Raw genomic sequence first — 19,073 nt, forward strand, 5'->3', positions numbered from 1 at the left:
GTCGCCGGTCACGGTGTCGGCCCCCGCGCCGCCGTGGACGCACTCGACGTCGTCAGCCACGGAGTCGCCCTCCGCCGCCTCGCCGCTGGCGCCGTCCACCCCGATCGTGACGGTCACGGGCGCCCGCCGCTCGGCGTAGCTCACGCAGTCCGTGCCGGTGCCGCCCGTCATCGTGTCGGCGCCGGGCCCGCCGGTGAGGGTGTTGCTGAGGGCGTTCCCGAGGAGGACGTCGTCCCCGGCCCCTCCGATCGCCCGCTCGAACTGGGCGAAAACGGTGTCGTCCTCACCGGCCTCGCCACTGACGGCACCTCCGTTGAGGTCCACCGTGACGGAGCCGGTCCGCCCCTGGTAGCTGACCGTGTCGGTGCCCTCGCCCGCGAACAGCAGGTCGGTGCCGCGGCCGCCGTTGATCCGGTCGTCGCCGGCCAGGCCGCTCAGCGTGTTCGGGCCCGGGGACCCGGTCAGGACGTCGTCGTGGGTCGACCCGACGACGCGCTCGACGTCCGCGCTGACGAGGTCGCTCTCGCCCGGCCGGCCGTCGTCGGCGATGCCGTTGAGGGAGACGCTCACCCCCGCGGGGGAGAGCGAGTAGCTGACCGTGTCGGTCCCGTCGCCGCCCACGAGCGTGTCCGTGCGGTTGCCGCCCTCGATCAGGTCGTCGCCGGCGCCGCCGTCGATCGCGGCGGGGAGGGGGATGAGTCGGCTGGCCGTCGCCCGGTCGTCCCCGGGGCCGAGGCTCACGGTGATCGACGTGAGGCCGACGAGCGGGCAGACGACCCGGTCGGGCGTGACCCCGGGCGAGCAGGCTGCTCCCACCGTCGGCGGGAGCAGGCTGTCGACCACCACCACCGTGCTCCCGTCGGGATACATCCCGATCCGGTTCGCGCCGTCGGCGGCCGCGGTGACGACCAGCGTGGTGCCGTCGATGCCGACGACCGCGTTGCCCTCGGCCCGCGCGGGGGAGACGACGAGGACGGTGCTGGCGAGGGCGACGGCGCCCACGACGAGGACGTGCCGACCGGCAGGTCGGGATGGGCGCATGGGGTTCCTCCGGTCGGGATGCTGGTTCCCTGCGGGCGTGAGTATCCCGGATCTGACAACCTCGCGGCTACGGGTTCGGCGCGGCACATCGCGCGCCGTAGGCTCGGCCTCATGGCTGACCAGCTCACCGTCATCGTCCTCGCCGCTGGTGGCGGCACCCGGATGAAGTCCAAGACGATGAAGGTCCTACACCCCATCGGCGGCCGCAGCATGATCGGCCACGTCCTCGCCGCCGTGGGCGGGCTGGAGCCGACCCGGGTGTGCGCCGTGGTCGGGCACCAGCGCGAGCAGGTCGGTCCGCACATCCTCGAGTCGCTCCCCGACGCCGTGCTCGCCGTCCAGGAGGAGCAGCTCGGCACCGGTCACGCCGTCCGGATCGCTCTCGAGGCGCTCGCCGCGGAGCAGGCCGCCGCCGACAACGGCACCGTCCTCATCGCCTACGGCGACACCCCGCTGCTCGAGGGCCGTACCCTGCGCTGGTTCGCGGCCGAGCACGAGGCCGCCCAGGCCGCGGTCAGCATCCTGTCCGGTGTCGTCGAGGCGCCGAAGGGTTATGGCCGGATCGTCCGCGACGACGAGGGCGACGTCCTCGCGATCGTCGAGGAGAACGACGCCAGCGAGGTGCAGCGCGAGATCAGGGAGATCAACTCCGGGATCCTCGCCTTCGACGCCGGGTTCCTGGCCGAGGCCATCCTCCGGGTCGGCAACGACAACGCCAAGGGTGAGTACTACCTGACCGACACCGTCCAGCTGGCGCGGGACGCCGGGCTGACGGTCACCGCGTTCCCCGTCGACGACGTTGCGCAGACCGAGGGTGCCAACGACCGCGCCCAGCTCGCCGACCTGGGCCGCGAGCTCAACCGCCGGATCGTGACCCGCTGGATGAGGGACGGGGTCACGGTGATGGACCCGGCGACGACCTGGATCGACGCCGACGTGGTCCTCGCCCCCGACGTCACGATCCTGCCCGGCACGCAGCTGCTCGGCACGACCGTCGTCGCCGAGGACGCGGTGATCGGGCCCGACACCACGCTCGAGGACTGCGAGATCGGCGCGGGTGCGCGCGTCGTACGGACCCACGGCCAGCTCGCCGTCGTCGGCGACGGCGCGACCGTCGGCCCGTTCTCCTACCTGCGTCCGGGGACGATCCTCGGTGAGCGCGGCAAGATCGGCGCGTTCGTCGAGACCAAGAACGCCCGGATCGGGGAGGGCGCCAAGGTCCCGCACCTCTCCTACGTGGGCGACGCCGAGATCGGGGAGGGCACCAACATCGGCGCCGGCACGATCTTCGCCAACTACGACGGCGTCAACAAGCACCGAACGACGGTCGGCCGGCACGCTCGGACCGCCTCCAACAACACCTTCGTCGCGCCTGTCACGATCGGTGACGGGGCCGGCACCGGCGCCGGGACCGTGGTCCGCCGCGACGTCCCGCCGGGAGCGCTCGCGGTCAACGTCGGGCAGCAGCGCAACCTCGAGGGCTGGGCCCAGGAGAAGCGCCCAGGGACCGCCCAGGCCCAGGCTGCTGCGGAGGCTTCCGCCGCGGCCGAGGAGCAGGCGGCGACGTGAACCGTCCGAAAACGGACGACGACTTGGGAACGCGGTCGGCGAGGAGGCAGAATCGGCCGTGCCTCCCCGCCGGCGACACCAGGAGCAGCGAGTGACCGGAATCCAGCGGACCACTGAGAAGAACCTGCAGGTCTTCAGTGGCCGGGCCCACCCGGAGCTGTCCGAGGAGGTCGCCGAGATCCTCGGCATCTCGCTCGTGCCGACCCAGGCCTACGAGTTCGCCAACGGCGAGATCTACGTCCGCTTCGAGGAGAGCGTGCGCGGTTGCGACGCGTTCGTCATCCAGAGCCACACCGCTCCGATCAACGAGTGGATCATGGAGCACCTGATCATGGTCGACGCGCTCAAGCGCGCCTCGGCCAAGCGGATCACCGTCGTCATGCCGTTCTGGGGCTACAGCCGGCAGGACAAGAAGCACCGCGGTCGTGAGCCGATCTCGGCGCGCCTGATGGCTGACATGTTCAAGACCGCGGGCGCCGACCGGATCATCACCGTCGACCTCCACGCCGACCAGCTCCAGGGCTTCTTCAACGGTCCCGTCGACCACCTGATGGCGCTGCCGATCCTCACCGACTACATCAAGTCGAAGTACGGCGGCCAGCCGCTCGCCGTGGTCTCGCCGGACGCCGGTCGGATCAAGGTCGCCGAGCGTTGGTCGGCCCGCCTCGGCGGCGCCCCGTTGGCGTTCATCCACAAGACCCGGCGCACCGACGTCGCCAACGAGGTCGTCGCCAACCGGGTCGTCGGTGATGTCTCCGGACGGGTGTGCGTCCTGACCGACGACATGATCGACACCGGCGGCACGATCGTGAAGGCAGCCGAGGCGCTGATGGCGGAGGGTGCGGCGGGCGTGGTCATCGCCGCGACCCACGCGATCCTGTCCGAGCCCGCCGTCGACCGGCTCAAGAACAGCAGCGCGGTCGAGATCGTGGTGACCAACACGCTGCCGGTCGGACCGGAGAAGCAGTTCGACAAGCTGACGACGCTGTCGATCGCGCCGATGGTCGCTCGCGCGATCCGCGAGGTCTTCGAGGACGGCTCGGTCACGTCCATGTTCGACGGCCACGCCTGACCAGGAACGCCCGGCCCGCACGCACCCGCTGTCCCTGGACGTTCCTCGAGGTCAGGCGTCGTCCAGGCCGCGCACGAAGGCGCCGAAGCCCGGCAGGGTGAACCGAACGAGGCCGTGACCGACGGGCTCGATCACCCCTTTGTCGATGAGCCGCTCCCGCGGCACGCTGATCGACCGTGAGTCCTGGCCCATGCCGGCGGCGATCGCTGCGCGGGTGACGTTGTCCAGGCCGGTCGCTGCCATCGCCCTCAGGAACTCCTGCTCGAGAGCGGACGCAGCACCCCAGCGCGCGCGGTGCATCGAGGTGAGCTGCTCGCGTGCCTCCGGCAGCCCCCGACGCAGGTCGGACATGTCGAGCGTCGTGCCCGCCTCGGGTGTCGCGGCGTCCCAGGTCGTGCTGCCGATGAGCTGCAACAGGTAGGGATAGCCGCGGGCCTCCTCAACGACGGCGGACAGCGCGCGCGGGGTCCAGGCCACCCCCGCCTCGGCTGCGGGGTCGACGAGCGCGGCGCGCGCGTCCTCGTCGGGGAGCAGGTCCAAGGCCACGAACGACGACCGCTCGCCGAAGGTGGCTGCCCGGGTGAGGGCCTCCGGCGTCACCGGCAGCCCGGCAGCCACGGCGGCGAGCGGGTTGCGCTCCCGCTCGCCGTCGAGGTTCTGGAGCACGTTGAGGATGACCGCCAGGTCGACCGCCGACGCCGCGTGCAGCTCGTCGATGAGGAGCAGGAGGCCAGCGCCGCCGCGGGCACGGGTCATCGTGGCCGCGTCGTGGAGGAGGGACTCGAGCGCGCCGATCGGAGCGGTCGGTCGGGGCGTGTCGCGGCGGGCGATCTCTGCCTGGACCTTCGCTCCGGGGACGCCGACCTCCAGCGTCACGCGCTCGAGGCGGCCGCGCCACCGCGTCGGGTCGGGTACGGCGTCGATCCGCTCGAGCGCGCGTCCGACGCTGTCGACCACCTCGGCGAGCACCGGACGGTCGCGGGAGCACGAGGTCCAGGCGGTCGCGAACCCGAGCTGGTCGGCCTTGCGCTGCGCCGCTCGCAGCAGGGAGGTCTTGCCGATGCCGCGCGGAGCGTGGAAGACGAGCAGCGGACCGGCGAGCTCGCCGTACGTGCTGACGCGCGCGAGACGGTCCTCGATGCGGCGCAGGTCCGCCTTGCGACCAGCCAGGATGCGGGGGATCTGGCCGGGCGTGTAGACGTTGGGGAGCACCGCGCCTCCTGATACTCGTTGATACTTCGTCGAAGTATAAAGAGGTATAACGACGGAGCCGGACCTGTCAGCCCCGTGTCGTCAGCTCCAGCCCGTCGCCGCTCAGCAGGGTTCGGTCGGGCTCGCGGCCCGAGCACAGCATGAGCAGCTCCTGGATCGGCCCGGAGACCGTCGGTCCCTCGCCCCGCGTCCAGTCGATGTCGTCGGCCACCATCCGCACCGACCTGACCAGCCGTCGGGTGCCGAGGAGGAACGAGACCTGACGGAGCCGGTCGGCCGCGAGCAGCGCGGCTTCGGGCGGCATCGTCCGGGAACGGCCGACGGGACGCACGATGTCCTGGTGGTGGAGGAGCACGTCGATGAGCGGGTCGAGCGTGGCCACCACCGGCACCCGTCGCGTGCTGTCGGCGTAGGCCGCGTAGTCCGCCAGGATCGACTCCCGCGTCTCCTGTGCGCCGCGCCGCTTCACGTCGCGGAAGATCATGGTGTTGTAGCTGCGCCCGAGGTTGCGCATCGCCATGCTGACGAGGTCGCCCCAGCCGATCTGCGGGTTGGAGATGACGTGGGCCGCGACGTCGTGCACGGTCCACCCCGTGCAGAGCGACTCCTCCTGCCACTCCTCGTCGGTGAGCTCGGCGAGGGTCGCGGCGAGGGCCGCCCGCTCTGCGTGGATGTGCCGCCACACGTCCGACTTGTCCATCGGGACCGCCCTCCGGGGAGCAGGGGCAGACGGCTGACGGATGGGCCAGCTGTCTGACTGTCTGTCCGACTGTTCCTGACAGGCTACGTGGAGCGGGTACCGCCGGGGCGGAGTACTCGTCAGGATTTCGTCTGGCGAGGGGTCGCGGATAATCTTGTGCGGTTGCCTCGGCGAGGGAGCACCCGCTTCTGTGACTCCGTGATCGACTGGGCCGGCACGTCTCGTACGACGCCGCGCGCCCAGCCGGTCACCGGGCTAGGGAAGCGCGGCGTTCGTGATCTCGCCGGGGGCCCGCCACCACACGAGGAGATTCCCCATGAGCGAGAAGATCACCGCCGAGCTGCGCACCGAGTTCGGCAAGGGTGCGGCCCGCCGCATCCGCCGCGAGTCCAAGGTCCCTGCGGTCGTCTACGGCCACGGCAATGACCCGATCCACCTGACCCTCCCGGGCCACGACACGATGATGGCGCTCAAGCACGGTGGCGCCAACGCGCTCCTCGAGATCGAGTTCGACGGCAAGACCCAGCTCGCGCTCACCAAGCAGGTCCAGGTCGACCCGGTCCGCCGCGTGCTGGAGCACGTCGACTTCGTGGCCGTGGTGCGCGGCGAGAAGGTCACCGTCGACGTCCCCGTCGTCGTCGTCGGTGAGGCCGCCAAGGACACGCTCGTCGTCGCCGACAACACGACCGTCCAGGTCGAGACCGAGGCGACCCACATCCCCGAGTCCTTCGAGCTCGACATCACCGACGCCGAGGCCGGCACCCAGTTCCTCGCCGGCTCGCTGCCGCTGCCGTCGGGCTCGGTCCTGACCTCCGACCCGGAGGCGCTGCTGGTCAACGTCACCGCGCAGGTCGAGCAGGACCTGGGCGAGGAGACCGAGGCCGCGGGTGACGAGGCCGCTGAGGGCGACGCCGCTGGCGACGCCGCCGGCGACGCCGAGGCTGCCGCCGAGGGCGGCGACGAGGAGTGACGTTCACTCGGCTCAGGTGGTTCCTGGGCCGACTGATCTCCCCGGCACGCAGCATGGTGCCGGGGAGCACCCACCCCTCCACGGAGGGGGCGACCGGCGTCGACGCTGCGGAGGAGACCATGACCGAGCCTGCCGAGGTGTGGCTGGTCGTCGGTCTCGGCAACCCGGGTCCGACGTACGCGGGCCACCGGCACAACATCGGCTACCTCGTGGTCGAGGAGCTGGCGAGCCGGATGGGCAGTCCGTTCCGTGCCCACAAGTCCGGCCGTGCGGACGTCGTCGAGGGCCGGTTCGGAGCCCCGGGCACACCCGGGCCCCGCGTCGTGCTGGCCAAGGCCCGCTCCTACATGAACGAGTCGGGCGGTGCGGCCAAGGCGCTCGCGACCTTCTACAAGGTTCCGCCGGCCCGCGTCATCGCGATCCACGACGAGCTCGACATCCCGTTCGGCTCGATCCGGGTCAAGCTCGGGGGCGGCGACAACGGGCACAACGGACTGAAGTCGATGCGCTCCTCGTTCGGCACCGGCGACTTCCACCGGGTCCGGTCCGGCATCGGGCGGCCCCCCGGTCGCCAGGAGGTCGCCGACTTCGTGCTCTCGAACTACTCCTCGACCGAGCGCAAGGAGCTCCCGTTCGAGGTCGACCGCGCGGCCGACGCCGTGGAGTCGCTGGTCGTGGACGGCCTCGAGAAGACTCAGCAGCAGTTCAACTCCTGACGCGGGTCAGGCGCTCGGAGGTTCGCCGCGACGCCGCAGCAGTTCGTCGAGCTTGGCGTCTTGCTCGGGCAGACGGTGCAGGATGTCGCCGAGCTTGGCGTCTTGCTCGGGCAGACGGTGCAGGATCTCGTCGAGCTTGGCGTCTTGCTCGGGCAGACGGTGCAGGATCTCGTCGAGCTTGGCGTCGTGCTCGGGCAGACGGTGCAGGATCTCGTCGAGCTTCTCGCCGTGCTCGGCCAGCGTCGCCGTGTGCTCGGCGAGCTTCTCGCCGTGCTCGGCCAGCGTCGCCGTGTGCTCGGCCTGCGTGACCTGCACCTCGGTCACCATCTCGTAGAGGCCGTTGATGTCGTCGCGGTCCTGCCCGAGCCGCCGCTCGATCTCCTGCTGTGTCAGCGCCACCGCTGCTCCCTTCCTCCGGTCCGCACGAGGGTACGTCGCGCGGGGTGCACCTGCCAGGCCCGCGGGCAGGGCCTGTGGACAGCCGGTCGGGTGGCGCGCACTACGCTGATCCGGTGACTTTCGACGCCGGTACCCCTGCTCCCGAGGTCGTCGCCGACGACCACCAGTTCGCTGCCTGGCTGGCCGAGGCGGCGGGCCGCCGCCTGCTCGAGGTCCGCGCCGAGGGCCTGGAGGGCAAGGAGCTCAAGGACGCCGGCGACGCCGCCGCGCACGAGCTGTTGATGACGCTGCTCGCCGAGCACCGGCCCGACGACGCGGTCCTCTCGGAGGAGGGAAAGGACGACAAGGCCCGCCTCGACGCGGCCAAGGTCTGGATCGTCGACCCGCTCGACGGTACCCGCGAGTTCAGCGAGCCGCCCCGTGACGACTGGGCCGTCCACGTCGCACTGTGGGAGGGCGGCACCCTCACGGCCGGTGCGGTCGCGCAGCCGGTGATCGGCGAGACCTTCAACACCGGCACGCCCCCGGTGGTCCCGGCGCGCACGTCGGACCGGCCCCGCATCGCCGTCAGCCGCAGCCGTCCGCCGGCGTTCGTCGAGGCGCTGGCGGCGAAGCTCGACGCCGAGCTGGTCCCGATGGGCTCGGCCGGCGTGAAGATGATGTCGGTCGTGCGCGACGTCGCCGACGCCTACGTCCACGCGGGCGGCCAGTACGAGTGGGACTCGGCCGCGCCGGTCGCGGTCGCCCGGGCGGCCGGCTTGTTCACCAGCCGCGTCGACGGCAGCGAGCTCGTCTACAACCAGGACGACGTCTACCTGCCCGACGTCATCGTGTGCCGTCCCGAGCTGGCGGAGGACATCCTGGCCTTCATCGCCGAGCACGGCACCGACTGAGCTTTTCCTCGCCCGGCGTGCTCCGGCGGCCCTAGGCTCCGGTCCGTGCAACGCATCGTGGGCGCTCTCGCGGGGCTCGGCCTGATGGTCGGGTGCCTGCTGCTGCCTGCGCTGTTCTTCGACAGCGGGGAACGCGAGGAGGTGCTTGGCAGCGACCCGACCACCATCACGTCGTACGTCGCCGACTTCACCGTCCACGAGGACGGCGGCATGGACGTCGTGGAGACCCTGACGGTCCAGTTCCCCATCGGGCTGCACGGGATCTTCCGCTTCTTCGACCGGCTCGACCCGTCGGCGCCCGACGTCCGGCACCGGGTCAGCGACGTCGCCGTCACGTTGGACGGCGGGTCCGTCGAGGTGGACGCCTCCCAGCAGGAGCTGCGGTACGACGTCCTCAAGATCGGCGACCCCGACGCGTTCCTGCCCTCGGGGCAGCACGTCTACGAGATCAGCTACCACGTCACCAACGCCCTGACTCCGGGCGACGACGTCGACGCTCCCACGCAGTTCTACTGGAACCTGATCCCGCAGGGGTGGGAGCAGGAGATCGCGTCCTCGGACCTGACGGTCCACCTCCCCGAGCCTGCCGAGGAGGTGCGCTGCACCGTGGGGGTCGGCGACGGGAACCCCGAGGCCTGCCAGGTCGAGGGCGAAGGCACGACGGACCTGCGGGTCCGGACCACGGGGCTGCGCGACCACACCCCGGTCACCGTCCTCGTCGGGCAGGACCTGCCGACCCCGGACCAGGCGACCCTGCCCTGGTCGGCCCGCTTCGACCGGGTCCTCGGCAGCCACCTGTGGATGCCCGGGGTCTCCCTCGCGCTCGCCCTCCTCGCCGCGGGGCTGATCGCCTGGTGGATGCTCCAGACCCGTGACCCCGAGCCGCCGTTCCCGCTCCAGTACGCGCCGCCCGAGGAGATCGGCCCGGCTCAGGGCAATTACGTCCTCACCGAACGCACCGGCCGCGAGCAGTTCGTCGCGTCCCTCCTCCACGCCTCGGAGAAGGGCGCCCTGCGGCTCTCGCACCGCAAGGAGGGCACCTGGGCGGTCCACAACGTCGGCGGCCAGGCCGGGCTGGCCGGCCTCGACCGCGTCACCCGCTCCGTGTCGGCGCTGCTGACCGGGAAGCCGGGGACGTTCTTCGAGGCGAGCAAGGGCGACGTGCTCGCCGGTCTCACGCTCAAGGGTGCGATGGACAACCACACCAAGGCGCTCGAGCGGTGGGTCAACGACGCCAAGGTCTTCGAGCGCAGCGGCCCCGGCCTCAAGGGCACGATCGCGATCGTGGCCGCGTTCCTCCTCACCCTGCTCTGGGTGGCGCTGACGCTCGGCGGCGCTGTCGACGTCTCGGTCTTCGCACTGCCGTTCGCGACCTTCGCCGGCCTCGGCCTGCCTCTCGTGCGGTCGAGTGCCGCCGCTCGTCGTACGGCGTCGGGCCGGGAGCTGTGGTCGCAGGTGGGCGGCTTCCGCCGGATGCTCGCGACCCCGTCCAGCGAGGCGCGCTTCGACTTCGCCGGACGCCAGGACCTGTACACCGCCTACCTGCCGTGGGCGGTCGCCTTCGGCTGCGCGGACCAGTGGGCCGAGAAGTACCGGCTCGAGACCGGGCAGCTGCCGCCGGTGCCGTCCTACGTCGCCGCGAGCCAGGAGGACCTGCGCAACCACCCGACCGGGCTGCCGTTCGCCTCCCTGGTCGAGGACTTCGACTCCACGCTCGGCAAGTCGATCTCGTCCTACGAGGCGAGCGTGCGCGCGTCGTCCTCGTCGAGCAGCTCCTCGTCGTCGTCCTCCAGCGGCTTCTCCGGTGGCGGCGGTGGCGGCGGTGGCGGCGGTGGATCGTGGTGACCCGGTGAAGCGCCTCGTCGCGTCGGCGTTCGCGTTCGTCCTGATGGTCGGCATCCTGTGCGTGCCGGCGCTGTTCTACGACATCGACTTCGAGTCCTCTGACATGGTCGTCGAGACGACCACCATCACCGACTACCGGGCCGACTTCACCGTCCACGAGGACGGCGGCCTCGACGTCGTCGAGACGCTCACCGTCTCCTTCCCCTCCTCGGACAAGCACGGCATCTTCCGCTTCTTCGACCGTCAGGACCCGTCCGACCCCGACCTCCGGCACGTGGTGGAGGACTTCGAGGTCACCGCCGACGGCGAGGAGACCGACGTCAAGCACACGGTCGAGGAAGGGCGCTACGACAACTACCGGATCGGTGACGCGGACACGACGTTGTCCTCGGGGGAGCACGTCTACGTGCTGAGCTATCACGTCCCGTCCGCGCTCACGCCGGGAGGCGAGTACGTCGACGCCGACACCCAGTTCTACTGGAACCTGATCCCGGCCGGGTGGGCCCAGGACATCGAGCGGTCCGTGCTCACCGTGCACCTGCCCGAGCCCGCCGACCAGGTGCAGTGCTGGGTGGGCATCGGCGAGGTCGGCGACAACGGGACGACCCCGTGCGACGTGAGAGGCATCGGCTCGACCGACCTGACCGTGCGGACCAGGGGGATCAGCAACAACACGCCGGTCTCGCTCGTCGCCGGCCAGGACCTCGAGACCCCCGAGCAGTCGACGCTCCCGTGGCCGGCGCGGTTCGACAGCGTGTTCGGCACCAGCGTCCCGCGGCTCGGCGTGATCGGGCTCCTCGCCCTGCTCCTCGGCGGCCTCGGGCTGATGCTCAACTGGCTGTCCTACGAGCGGGCGCCGCGCTTCCCGTTGATGTACGGCCCTCCCGAGGGCGTCGGCCCGGCGCAGGCGCAGTTCATCCTCGACGAGGACGTGGACCGCCGTGGCTTCGTGGCCAGCCTGATGCACGCCGCCGAGCGAGGCGCGATCGACCTCCGCCGCGGCGAGGACCAGAGCTGGAGCATCACCGACAAGGCCGGTCCGCAGGGCTGGGCCGGCCTCGACCCGGTCACGACCAGCGTCGCGGGACTGCTGCCGGGGCCGGGCGCCCAGTTCGTGGCGCGCAAGAAGGACGTGGCGGCCGGCCAGGCGCTGCAGAGCCAGCTCGCGTCGTTCACGGGCGGCGCCAAGTCCTGGGCGATCGGCAGCGGCTTCCTCGTGCGGGCCGGGCTCGGGGGCTTCGGTGGGTTCCTCGTCCTGGTCGGCTTCGGGCTCGTCGTGACCGCGGTGTTCTGGCGTCCGATCGACAACATGTCGATGGTGGCCCTCCCGATCGCGGCGTTCACGGCAGGCGCGATCGCGTTGCTCCAGACCGGCGCATCGACCAAGCGCACGGCCGCCGGACGCGAGCTGTGGTCGCGCGTCGGCGGCTTCCGGCGGGTGTTGTCGACCCCGTCGAGCAAGGACCGTTTCGACTTCTCCGGCCGTCAGGAGCTCTACACCGCCTACCTGCCGTACGCCGTCGCCTTCGACTGTGCGAAGGAGTGGTCGGAGAAGTACCGGGTCGAGACCGGCAACGAGGCGCCGGAGCCGTCGTACTTCGCCGGCTACGGCTTCGCCTCCGGCCACAGTGTCGACTCGATGGTCGGCGACTTCGACAGCACGCTCAGCAGCGCCATCTCCTCCTACGAGGCGACGCAGAGCTCGTCGTCCGGTGGCGGCGGCGGTGGTGGCGGCGGTGGTGGCGGCGGTGGTGGCGGCTCCTGGTGAGCCGGCCCCGACGACGCGACCCGCTACCGTTCTCACTGCCTGAGAGAGAGGGACCTCCCCATGACCTATGTGCTGATCGCCGTTGCCGTCGTCCTCCTGCTGATCGTCTTCTTCGTCGTGGGGTTCAACCGGCTGCGCGAGCAGGACGTGGGCGCCCAGGAGGCGCTCGGCGGCATCGACGTCCAGCTCACCCGGCGTGCCGAGCTCATCCCCAACCTGGTGCAGACCGTGAAGGGGTACGCCGCGCACGAGTCGGCGGTCTTCGACGAGGTCACCCAGGCGCGGGCGGGGGTCACCGCCGCTGCGGCCGGGGACAGCGTCCCGGCGAAGGCCGCTGCCGATGCGGCGCTCCAGCAGGCGCTGGTCAAGGTCAACGCCGTCGCCGAGGCGTATCCGGACCTCAAGGCCGACGCCAACTTCCGCGACCTCCAGTCCCAGCTGGCCAAGACCGAGGACCAGATCGCGTTCGCCCGGCAGTACTACAACGACGCCACCGCCCAGCTCAACCAGTCGGTCCGCACCATCCCGTGGATGTTCTTCTCCGGGGTCGCCGGGGTGAAGGAGCGCGAGTTCTACGACGCTCCCGCCGAGCACACCGCCGCCCCCGGCGTCGAGTTCTGAGCCCTCAGAAAACGTTCAACGGGCGGAACTGCACCGAGATCCGGGGCCCGGCCGAGGCGACCTTGGGGACGGCGTGCTCCCAGGTGCGCTGGCAGCTGCCGCCCATGACGAGCAGGTCGCCGTGGCCCATCTCGAACGAGAGGGTCGCTGCGCCGGACTCCCGGTCGCGCGGACGCAGCGCCAGTCGGCGCGGGTCGCCGACGGAGACGATCGCGACCATCGTGTCGTCGGTCGCACCCCGTCCGATCGTGTCTCCGTGCCACGCGACGCTGTCGCGCCCGTCGCGGTAGTAGCAGCAGCCGGCCGTGCGGAAGGGCTCACCGAGCTCGCCGAGGTAGCGCTCCGTGAGTGCCTCGCGGGCGCGGGTCAGTGCGGCATGGGGAAGGTCCTCGCCGATCATGTAGGTGTAGACGAGCCGGGGCACGTCGACGATCCGGTCGTACATCCGCCGCTTCTCCGCGCGCCACGGCACGTCGGCGACGAGGGTCGCGAAGACCTCGTCCGGCTCGACGAGCCAGCCGCGGGCGACGTCGACCCAGGCCCCCGAGCCGAGCTCGTGGCGCTCGAGACCGTCGAACCCGGGACGGGTGGCATCGGGGGCGAACAGCGTGCTCTGGAAGTCCACGGTCCGAGGCTACCTCGTCATTCGAACATCTGTTCTTACCTCTGTTCGTACATGGCGTGGCGCGTCGTCGGGGACCAAGGATTTCGCCGTTCCCGGGACGGGGTGTACCACGCGCCCTAATCTTCGAACGTGGAGACAGTCGACAGGGGAACGGCTGACCGTCGCGCACTCAAGCACGTTGCTATTCGGGAGTACGTGCGTGACCTTGTCACCGGATGTGCGCCCGGGACGGCTGCCCCATCAGAGCGGGATCTCGTCGAGCGGTTCGGTGTGGCAAGGATGACCGTGCGGCAGGCACTCGACGTGCTCGTCGCCGAGGGCGTCCTCCAGCGTTTCCCCGGCCGCGGGACGTTCGTGGCGCCGCCGCGGCGACAGCCGAGCAGGATCGCCAGCTTCACCGAGGACATGGCCGCGCGCGGCACGGTCGCGGAGAGCCGGACCCTGGTCGCCGAGCGCGTGAAGTCGCCGGCAGGTGTGGCGCGGGCCCTCGGGCTCGCCCCGCGTGAGCCGGTGCTGCGCTGGCGTCGGCTGCGCCTCGCCGACGGCAAGCCGGTGTGCCTGTCCGACGCCTACCTGAGTGCGGCCCTCGTGCCCGGGCTCCTCGACGGCACCGACCTCCCCGACAGCCTGTACGACGAGCTGGCGACGCGCGGCAAGCGTCCCACCTGGGCCGAGGACTCCCTGTCCGCCGGCGTCGCGACGCCCGAGGAGTCGGCGCTGCTGGAGTGCAAGGAGGGCACGGTCGTGATCCGGGTGACCCGCCGAGCGCTCTGGGACGACCGGCCGATCGAGATCTCCCGCAGTGTCTATCGGGCCGACCAGCACACGGTGTCGTTCACGCTCGGCGGCTGAGGCCAGCGGGTTCGCACGCCAGCTCGCGGCTCAGGGGGTGAGCCGGCCCAGGTCGGCGACGACCGTTCCCGACTCGTCGCACACCCAGGCCGGGTCAGGCCCTCCGAGGTCGGGCTCGATGTGGAGAGCGTGCAGCGGGAGGTCCGCGCAGTGCTGGCACAGCGGCCACAGCCCCGCGCGGTCGGCGCGGCCGCGACTGTCGACGAGCGCGTCCTGGACGTCCTGGGCGATCAGCCCCGCCACGTAGGGGGCTCCCTCGGGCCACTGCTCGATCCACCAGCGCCGCTGGGAGCAGGCCGCGTCGAGCGCCGAGACCGTCGCGGCGTCGGCGACCCCGCGGGCCTGCAGGTCGGCCAGCACCGAGGCGCGGGCCTCGAAGATCACGGCGTCGTCCACAGGGACATTGTGCTGCGGCCGCCAAGAGAGCAGCGCGAGCCGTCGCTACCCTCGCCGGGTGATCCTGATCGACCCGCCCAACGCCGCCGGGCACGGGCGCCTGTGGTCGCACCTGGCCAGCGACGCGTCGTACGACGAGCTGCACGCGTTCGCGCGGCTCGTCGGGATCCCCGAGCGCGGCTTCGACCGGGACCACTACGACGTCCCCGCGGAGTGGTACGACGACGTGGTCGCCCTCGGTGCCCACCCTGTCAGCTCCCGCGAGCTGGTCCGTCGCCTGCGCGCAGCAGGGCTGCGGCGTCGTCGGCCGCGCTCAGGAGGCGAGGGCTGACAGCTCCCGCTCCACGTTGGACCGCGCCGGCTGCTCCCAGTGCGCCGCCGCGTAGGCGGTGTGGAAGAGGCGCGGCTTGGCGACCAGGTCGCGCAGCACGTCGGCACGACCTGCGGTGAACACCTCGTCGGTGAGGTGGCCGTACTCCGCGCGGACCGCGGCGGCATACGCGTCGTACCGGTCCTGCGGCGCGGCGAGGATCCCGAGGTCGGCGTCTGACAACGCGCACCCGTTGGCGTCGGCATCGTCGGGGCGGTGGGACTCGGTCAGGCGGACCAGCCGGGCGACCTCCGCGACCGTTGCTGCGTCGACGAGCCCAGGCAGGGCGTGCTCGGCCCACGCGGCCGAGCGTTCCTCGGCGTCGCGCTCACCGTCGTACACCGCGTCGTGGAACCAGGCCGCGAGCAGCACTGCGACCTCGTCGAACGCGGCGCCCGCGGCCGCCAGCTCGTCGAGCCGCTCGACGACCTCGGTCAGGTGCTGGACGTCGTGGTAGCCACGCTTCGGGTCCGCGTAGGCGGCCATCAGCTCCTCCCGCAGCCCGGGCGCCGCAGGGAGCGGCCACCGTGGGGCGGGTGGGTCGGTCGGTCTGTCGTCCATCGTCCCTGATTGTGACCCATGCCCTGCCGGACCGGGAGGGTTCGGCAAGGATGGGGGCGTGACACCCGACGAGGCACGCCAGGAACTCCTGCGACTCCGCGCCAGCATCGACAACCTCGACGCCGCGCTCGTGCACCTGCTCGCCGAGCGCTTCAAGTGCACCGAGCAGGTCGGCCGCCTCAAGGCGTCAGCCGGCATGCCCCCCGCCGATCCCGACCGCGAGTCGATCCAGATCGCGCGGCTGCGCGGGCTATCGGAGAGCTCCGGACTGGACCCGGTGTTCGCCGAGAAGTTCCTCAACGTGATCATCGCCGAGGTGATCCAGAACCACCGGCAGTTCCTCGACGAGTGACCGTCAGTCGCCGCTGACTCCTACGTCTTCCGCGTCGATGATCCGGTAGGCGTAGCCCTGCTCGGCGAGGAACCGCTGCCGGTTGGCGGCGAACTCGGCGTCGACGGTGTCGCGGGACACCAGCGTGTAGAACCGGGCCACCTTGCGCTCGCCGTCGGGCCCCGGCTCTCCGGGTCGCAGCAGCCGGCCGAGCCGCTGGGCCTCCTCCTGGCGGGATCCGAACGACCCGGACACCTGGATCGCCACCTCGGCCGAGGGCAGGTCGATGGAGAAGTTCGCGACCTTGGAGACGACCAGCAGGTCGATCTCGCCGTGCCGGAAGGCCTCGTACAGTCGCTGGCGCTCACGGACCGTCGTCGCGCCGGTGATGACCGGAGCGCCGAGCGCCTCCGCGAGCTCGTCGAGCTGCTCGAGGTACTGCCCGATGACGAGGGTCGGCTGGCCACGGTGCCGCGCGACCAGGCTGCGGGTCACCGCGATCTTCTCCTTGGTGCACGACGCCAGCCGGTAGCGCTCCTCCGGCTCGGCGGTCGCGTAAGCGAGCCGCACCGCGTCGGGCAGCGTCACCCGTACCTCGACGCAGTCGGCGGGTGCGATCCACCCCTGCGCCTCGATGTCCTTCCACGGTGCGTCGTACCGCTTCGGGCCGATGAGGGAGAACACGTCGCCCTCGCGGCCGTCCTCACGGACCAGGGTCGCGGTGAGCCCGATCCGGCGCCGGGCCTGGAGGTCGGCGGTCATCCGGAAGATCGGCGCCGGCAGCAGGTGCACCTCGTCGTAGACGATGAGGCCCCAGTCGCGGGCGTCGAACAGCTCGAGGTGCGGATAGACGCCCTTCCGCTTCGTCGTCATCACCTGGTAGGTGGCGATGGTGACCGGCCGGACCTCCTTGACGGCGCCGGAGTACTCGCCGATCTCGTCCTCCGTCAGGGAGGTACGACGGACCAGCTCGTCCTTCCACTGCCGGGCGCTCACGGTGTTGGTGACGAGGATGAGCGTCGTCGCCTGCGCGTGCGCCATCGCGGCCGCGCCCACGATCGTCTTCCCGGCCCCGCAGGGAAGGACCACGACGCCGGACCCGCCGTGCCAGAACGACTCGGCGGCCTCCTCCTGGTAGGTCCGCAGCTCCCAGCCCTCCGGGAGCAGCTCGATCGGGTGCGCCTCGCCGTCGACGTAGCCCGCGAAGTCCTCGGCCGGCCAGCCGAGCTTGAGCAGCGCCTGCTTGAGGTTGCCCCGCTCGGAGGGGTGGACCGCCACGGTGTCGCCGTCGATACGGGTGCCGAGCATGCCGGCGATCTTCTTGGCGCGGAGGACCTCCTCGAGCACCGGGCGGTCGGTGCTGGCGAGCACCAGCCCGTGCACGGGGTGCTTCTCCAGGCGCAGCCGTCCGTAGCGAGCCATCGTCTCGGCGACGTCGACGAGCAGCGAGTGGGGGACGGCGTAGCGGCTGTAGGTGAGCAGCGTGTCGACGACCTGCTCGGCGTCGTGGCCGGCGGCCCGGGCGTTCCAGAGCCCCAGCGGCGTGAGTCGATAGGTGTGGATGTGTTCCGGGCTGCGCTCGAGCTCGGCGAAGGGGGCGATCGCCCGCCGGCACTCCGCCGCCTGCTCGTGGTCCACCTCGAGCAGCAAGGACTTGTCCGACTGCACGATCAGGGGGCCGTTGCTCACCTGCCGAGTTTACGGAACGGGGGTGACCCGGGTGATCCGGTGCACCGCGAAGGAGCGGACGTCGTCAGCGGTCCGGTCGTGGGCGAGGAGCTGCCCGCCCTCGACGGAGCGCGGCTCGACGACCCGCTCACCCACGACGCCCTGGTTGTCGGTGAACGCGATGACCACGGCGGCGCCGCGCTCGACGGCGTCGCGGAGCGCGGAGAGCGCGCCGGCGGGGGAGACGGCTGCTGCTGGGCGGACCTGGGCCGCCGCGTCGCCGGCGCGCAGGGCCCGGACCGCCGCGGCCACCTGGACGGCCTGGCGGGCGTCGTCGTGGGCCGCACCGCGCGCCCTCGGCGCCCGGGCGCGGAGCTCGTCGGGACGGCCGACCCGGACGGTGCCGTCGGGCGCCTCGACGACAGGAGCCACCCCGAGCTCCCGCAGCCGGATGAGCAGCAGGTCGACCGGGGTCGTGCTGATGAGCACGGTGGGTGCGATGAGTCGCAGGCCCAGCGACGCGGCCTTCGGGTGGTGGACGAGCGCCGCGAGCGCCGCCTCGTCGTCGGAGCGGATGAACGCCTCGGCGTAGCCGACCCGCACCTGACCGAACGTGCGCACTGCGTCGTCGACCAGGTAGCTGAGCGGCTGGGGGACCGGGGTGCGCGACACGGTGGCGAGGAACGCGTGGATCTCGGCCGCGGTCCAGCCGGCGTCGAGCGCCCGTCGTACGGAGGAGGCGGTGAAGCGGAAGACGGTCGCCGTGCCGCGCGACTCGACGTCGGCCACCAGCTGCAGCGATCGCGCCGTGGCGGACTCGAGCGGTCCCGGCGCCACCGCCGTGAGGTCGGCCTGGATGAGCACGTGGTCGACCGGGTCCGGGAGGAGCGCCGCCAGCAGCGGGGCCGGGTCGTCGCCGGCGACGAGAGCCCGTCCGAAGGGGGCCAGGGTGTCGAGCCCGGTGACGCCGAGAACGGCGGCCTCGGTGACCGTCCAGGCCACCTGGTCGGCGCGTGACCGGGGCCGGCGCGGGCGCTGCCAGGCCAGGCGCGCGACCAGCGACGGCAGGCCGGTGCCTGAGGCGAGCGCCTCGCCCACGGGGACCTCTGCCAGCGCGGCGAGCGTCATCGCGCGGACCTCCGGCACCTGGATCGAGGACAGCTCGGGGGTCAGGACGTTCCAGGGCTTGTCGTCGACGCCGCGGCCGCCGACCAGCGAGGGCAGCCGGGTGCTCGTCAGCCAGGCGCGCACGAGGGTCACCCACCGCGCCGCGACGTCGCTGTCGAGCCACGCGTCGAACGCGTCGGTCGGCACCCACACCGGGTTGCCGTCGCCGTCGGCCCTGGTCGCGAGGAGACCGGCCGAGGCGGCGGTCTCGATGACGAGGGCGGTCTCGGGCTCGCTGAGCTGGAGGTGGGCGGCCGCCGCCTTGGGCTCGCGGACGCCGAGGCCGCCGGTGCGGAG

General features: G+C 71.8%; 20 protein-coding genes. 11 read left to right on the plus strand and 9 right to left on the minus strand.

Annotated features, from left to right (window positions below):
* Nucleotides 1–1,041 (minus strand): calcium-binding protein (locus H0487_RS16390; protein ID WP_220793493.1); only part of this gene is annotated, 1,041 nt, incomplete at its 3' end.
* A 111-nt stretch (nt 1,042–1,152) separates the two neighbouring features.
* On the opposite strand from H0487_RS16390, the gene glmU reads away from it, so the two are divergent.
* Together glmU and H0487_RS16400 are read left to right on the plus strand one after the other, a co-directional pair.
* A complete protein-coding gene (gene glmU, locus H0487_RS16395) occupies nt 1,153–2,610 on the plus strand; it encodes a bifunctional UDP-N-acetylglucosamine diphosphorylase/glucosamine-1-phosphate N-acetyltransferase GlmU (RefSeq protein WP_183095305.1) in 1,458 nt (485 codons plus the stop codon).
* A 91-nt stretch (nt 2,611–2,701) separates the two neighbouring features.
* Nucleotides 2,702–3,682 carry a ribose-phosphate diphosphokinase gene (locus H0487_RS16400; protein WP_183095306.1) on the plus strand — a complete coding sequence of 327 codons (981 nt, stop codon included), beginning with the start codon at nt 2,702–2,704 and terminating at the stop codon, nt 3,680–3,682.
* 51 nt (nt 3,683–3,733) lie between these two features.
* On the opposite strand, the gene H0487_RS16405 is transcribed toward H0487_RS16400, so the two are convergent.
* Both H0487_RS16405 and H0487_RS16410 read right to left on the minus strand, forming a co-directional pair.
* Nucleotides 3,734–4,894, minus strand: coding sequence for an ATP-binding protein (locus H0487_RS16405; RefSeq protein ID WP_183095307.1), 1,161 nt, complete (start codon nt 4,892–4,894; stop codon nt 3,734–3,736).
* Between the two features lie 67 nt (nt 4,895–4,961).
* Nucleotides 4,962–5,594, minus strand: coding sequence for a maleylpyruvate isomerase family mycothiol-dependent enzyme (locus H0487_RS16410; protein WP_183095308.1), 633 nt, complete (start codon nt 5,592–5,594; stop codon nt 4,962–4,964).
* 316 nt (nt 5,595–5,910) lie between these two features.
* On the opposite strand from H0487_RS16410, the gene H0487_RS16415 reads away from it, so the two are divergent.
* Both H0487_RS16415 and pth read left to right on the plus strand, forming a co-directional pair.
* The gene (locus tag H0487_RS16415) at nt 5,911–6,564 is read left to right on the plus strand and encodes a 50S ribosomal protein L25/general stress protein Ctc (protein WP_183095309.1); all 654 of its coding nucleotides are present in this window, start codon (nt 5,911–5,913) and stop codon (nt 6,562–6,564) included.
* Nucleotides 6,565–6,683: 119 nt separating this feature from the next.
* Nucleotides 6,684–7,280 (plus strand): aminoacyl-tRNA hydrolase, encoded by a 597-nt coding sequence (gene pth, locus H0487_RS16420; RefSeq protein ID WP_183095310.1) that lies wholly within the window; start codon nt 6,684–6,686, stop codon nt 7,278–7,280.
* Between the two features lie 6 nt (nt 7,281–7,286).
* Here the strand turns inward: pth and H0487_RS16425 are convergent, their stop codons facing one another.
* Nucleotides 7,287–7,679 carry a hypothetical protein gene (locus H0487_RS16425; protein WP_183095311.1) on the minus strand — a complete coding sequence of 131 codons (393 nt, stop codon included), beginning with the start codon at nt 7,677–7,679 and terminating at the stop codon, nt 7,287–7,289.
* A gap of 113 nt (nt 7,680–7,792) precedes the next feature.
* Between H0487_RS16425 and H0487_RS16430 the strand changes: the two genes are divergently transcribed.
* From H0487_RS16430 to H0487_RS16445, 4 genes are read left to right on the plus strand one after another with little or no spacing between them, the layout of a single operon-like run.
* On the plus strand, nt 7,793–8,572 hold the full coding sequence (locus tag H0487_RS16430) for a 3'(2'),5'-bisphosphate nucleotidase CysQ (RefSeq protein ID WP_183095312.1): 780 nt from the start codon (nt 7,793–7,795) through the stop codon (nt 8,570–8,572).
* 45 nt (nt 8,573–8,617) lie between these two features.
* Nucleotides 8,618–10,417 (plus strand): DUF2207 domain-containing protein, encoded by a 1,800-nt coding sequence (locus H0487_RS16435; protein ID WP_183095313.1) that lies wholly within the window; start codon nt 8,618–8,620, stop codon nt 10,415–10,417.
* Nucleotides 10,418–10,421: 4 nt separating this feature from the next.
* On the plus strand, nt 10,422–12,185 hold the full coding sequence (locus H0487_RS16440; protein ID WP_183095314.1) for a DUF2207 domain-containing protein: 1,764 nt from the start codon (nt 10,422–10,424) through the stop codon (nt 12,183–12,185).
* A gap of 60 nt (nt 12,186–12,245) precedes the next feature.
* Nucleotides 12,246–12,806 (plus strand): LemA family protein, encoded by a 561-nt coding sequence (locus H0487_RS16445; RefSeq protein ID WP_183095315.1) that lies wholly within the window; start codon nt 12,246–12,248, stop codon nt 12,804–12,806.
* Between the two features lie 4 nt (nt 12,807–12,810).
* Here H0487_RS16445 and H0487_RS16450 read toward each other — a convergent pair whose 3' ends face one another.
* Nucleotides 12,811–13,431, minus strand: a complete 621-nt coding sequence (locus H0487_RS16450; RefSeq protein ID WP_183095316.1) for an alpha-ketoglutarate-dependent dioxygenase AlkB — start codon at nt 13,429–13,431, stop codon at nt 12,811–12,813.
* Between the two features lie 195 nt (nt 13,432–13,626).
* Between H0487_RS16450 and H0487_RS23525 the strand changes: the two genes are divergently transcribed.
* Nucleotides 13,627–14,283, plus strand: a complete 657-nt coding sequence (locus tag H0487_RS23525) for a GntR family transcriptional regulator (RefSeq protein WP_183095317.1) — start codon at nt 13,627–13,629, stop codon at nt 14,281–14,283.
* A gap of 30 nt (nt 14,284–14,313) precedes the next feature.
* Here H0487_RS23525 and H0487_RS16460 read toward each other — a convergent pair whose 3' ends face one another.
* A complete protein-coding gene (locus tag H0487_RS16460) occupies nt 14,314–14,679 on the minus strand; it encodes a DUF8819 family protein (RefSeq protein WP_183095318.1) in 366 nt (121 codons plus the stop codon).
* Between the two features lie 58 nt (nt 14,680–14,737).
* Between H0487_RS16460 and H0487_RS16465 the strand changes: the two genes are divergently transcribed.
* Nucleotides 14,738–15,010: a DUF4031 domain-containing protein gene (locus H0487_RS16465; RefSeq protein ID WP_183095319.1), complete on the plus strand. Its 273-nt coding sequence runs from the start codon at nt 14,738–14,740 to the stop codon at nt 15,008–15,010.
* Here the strand turns inward: H0487_RS16465 and H0487_RS16470 are convergent.
* Nucleotides 14,993–15,610 (minus strand): HD domain-containing protein, encoded by a 618-nt coding sequence (locus tag H0487_RS16470; protein ID WP_246383759.1) that lies wholly within the window; start codon nt 15,608–15,610, stop codon nt 14,993–14,995. The genes H0487_RS16465 and H0487_RS16470 overlap by 18 nt on opposite strands.
* A 58-nt stretch (nt 15,611–15,668) precedes the next feature.
* On the opposite strand from H0487_RS16470, the gene H0487_RS16475 reads away from it, so the two are divergent.
* Nucleotides 15,669–15,962, plus strand: coding sequence for a chorismate mutase (locus H0487_RS16475; protein ID WP_183095320.1), 294 nt, complete (start codon nt 15,669–15,671; stop codon nt 15,960–15,962).
* Between the two features lie 3 nt (nt 15,963–15,965).
* Here H0487_RS16475 and H0487_RS16480 read toward each other — a convergent pair whose 3' ends face one another.
* Together H0487_RS16480 and H0487_RS16485 are read right to left on the minus strand one after the other, a co-directional pair.
* On the minus strand, nt 15,966–17,630 hold the full coding sequence (locus H0487_RS16480) for a DNA repair helicase XPB (protein WP_183095321.1): 1,665 nt from the start codon (nt 17,628–17,630) through the stop codon (nt 15,966–15,968).
* Nucleotides 17,631–17,639: 9 nt separating this feature from the next.
* Nucleotides 17,640–19,073, minus strand: a 1,434-nt coding sequence (locus tag H0487_RS16485) for a helicase-associated domain-containing protein (RefSeq protein ID WP_183095322.1), incomplete at its 5' end; no start/stop codon positions are given.

It is taken from the genome of Nocardioides stalactiti (assembly GCF_014180715.1).
Lineage (GTDB): Bacteria > Actinomycetota > Actinomycetes > Propionibacteriales > Nocardioidaceae > Nocardioides > Nocardioides stalactiti.

Excerpts from the sequence above, each read along its gene's own strand:
- glmU (WP_183095305.1), top strand. The coding sequence starts at position 1,153 with ATGGCTGACCAGCTCACCGTCATCGTCCTCGCCGCTGGTGGCGGCACC.
- H0487_RS16410 (WP_183095308.1), bottom strand. The coding sequence starts at position 5,594 with ATGGACAAGTCGGACGTGTGGCGGCACATCCACGCAGAGCGGGCGGCC.
- H0487_RS16415 (WP_183095309.1), top strand. The coding sequence starts at position 5,911 with ATGAGCGAGAAGATCACCGCCGAGCTGCGCACCGAGTTCGGCAAGGGT.
- pth (WP_183095310.1), top strand. The coding sequence starts at position 6,684 with ATGACCGAGCCTGCCGAGGTGTGGCTGGTCGTCGGTCTCGGCAACCCG.
- H0487_RS16445 (WP_183095315.1), top strand. The coding sequence starts at position 12,246 with ATGACCTATGTGCTGATCGCCGTTGCCGTCGTCCTCCTGCTGATCGTC.
- H0487_RS16470 (WP_246383759.1), bottom strand. The coding sequence starts at position 15,610 with ATGGACGACAGACCGACCGACCCACCCGCCCCACGGTGGCCGCTCCCT.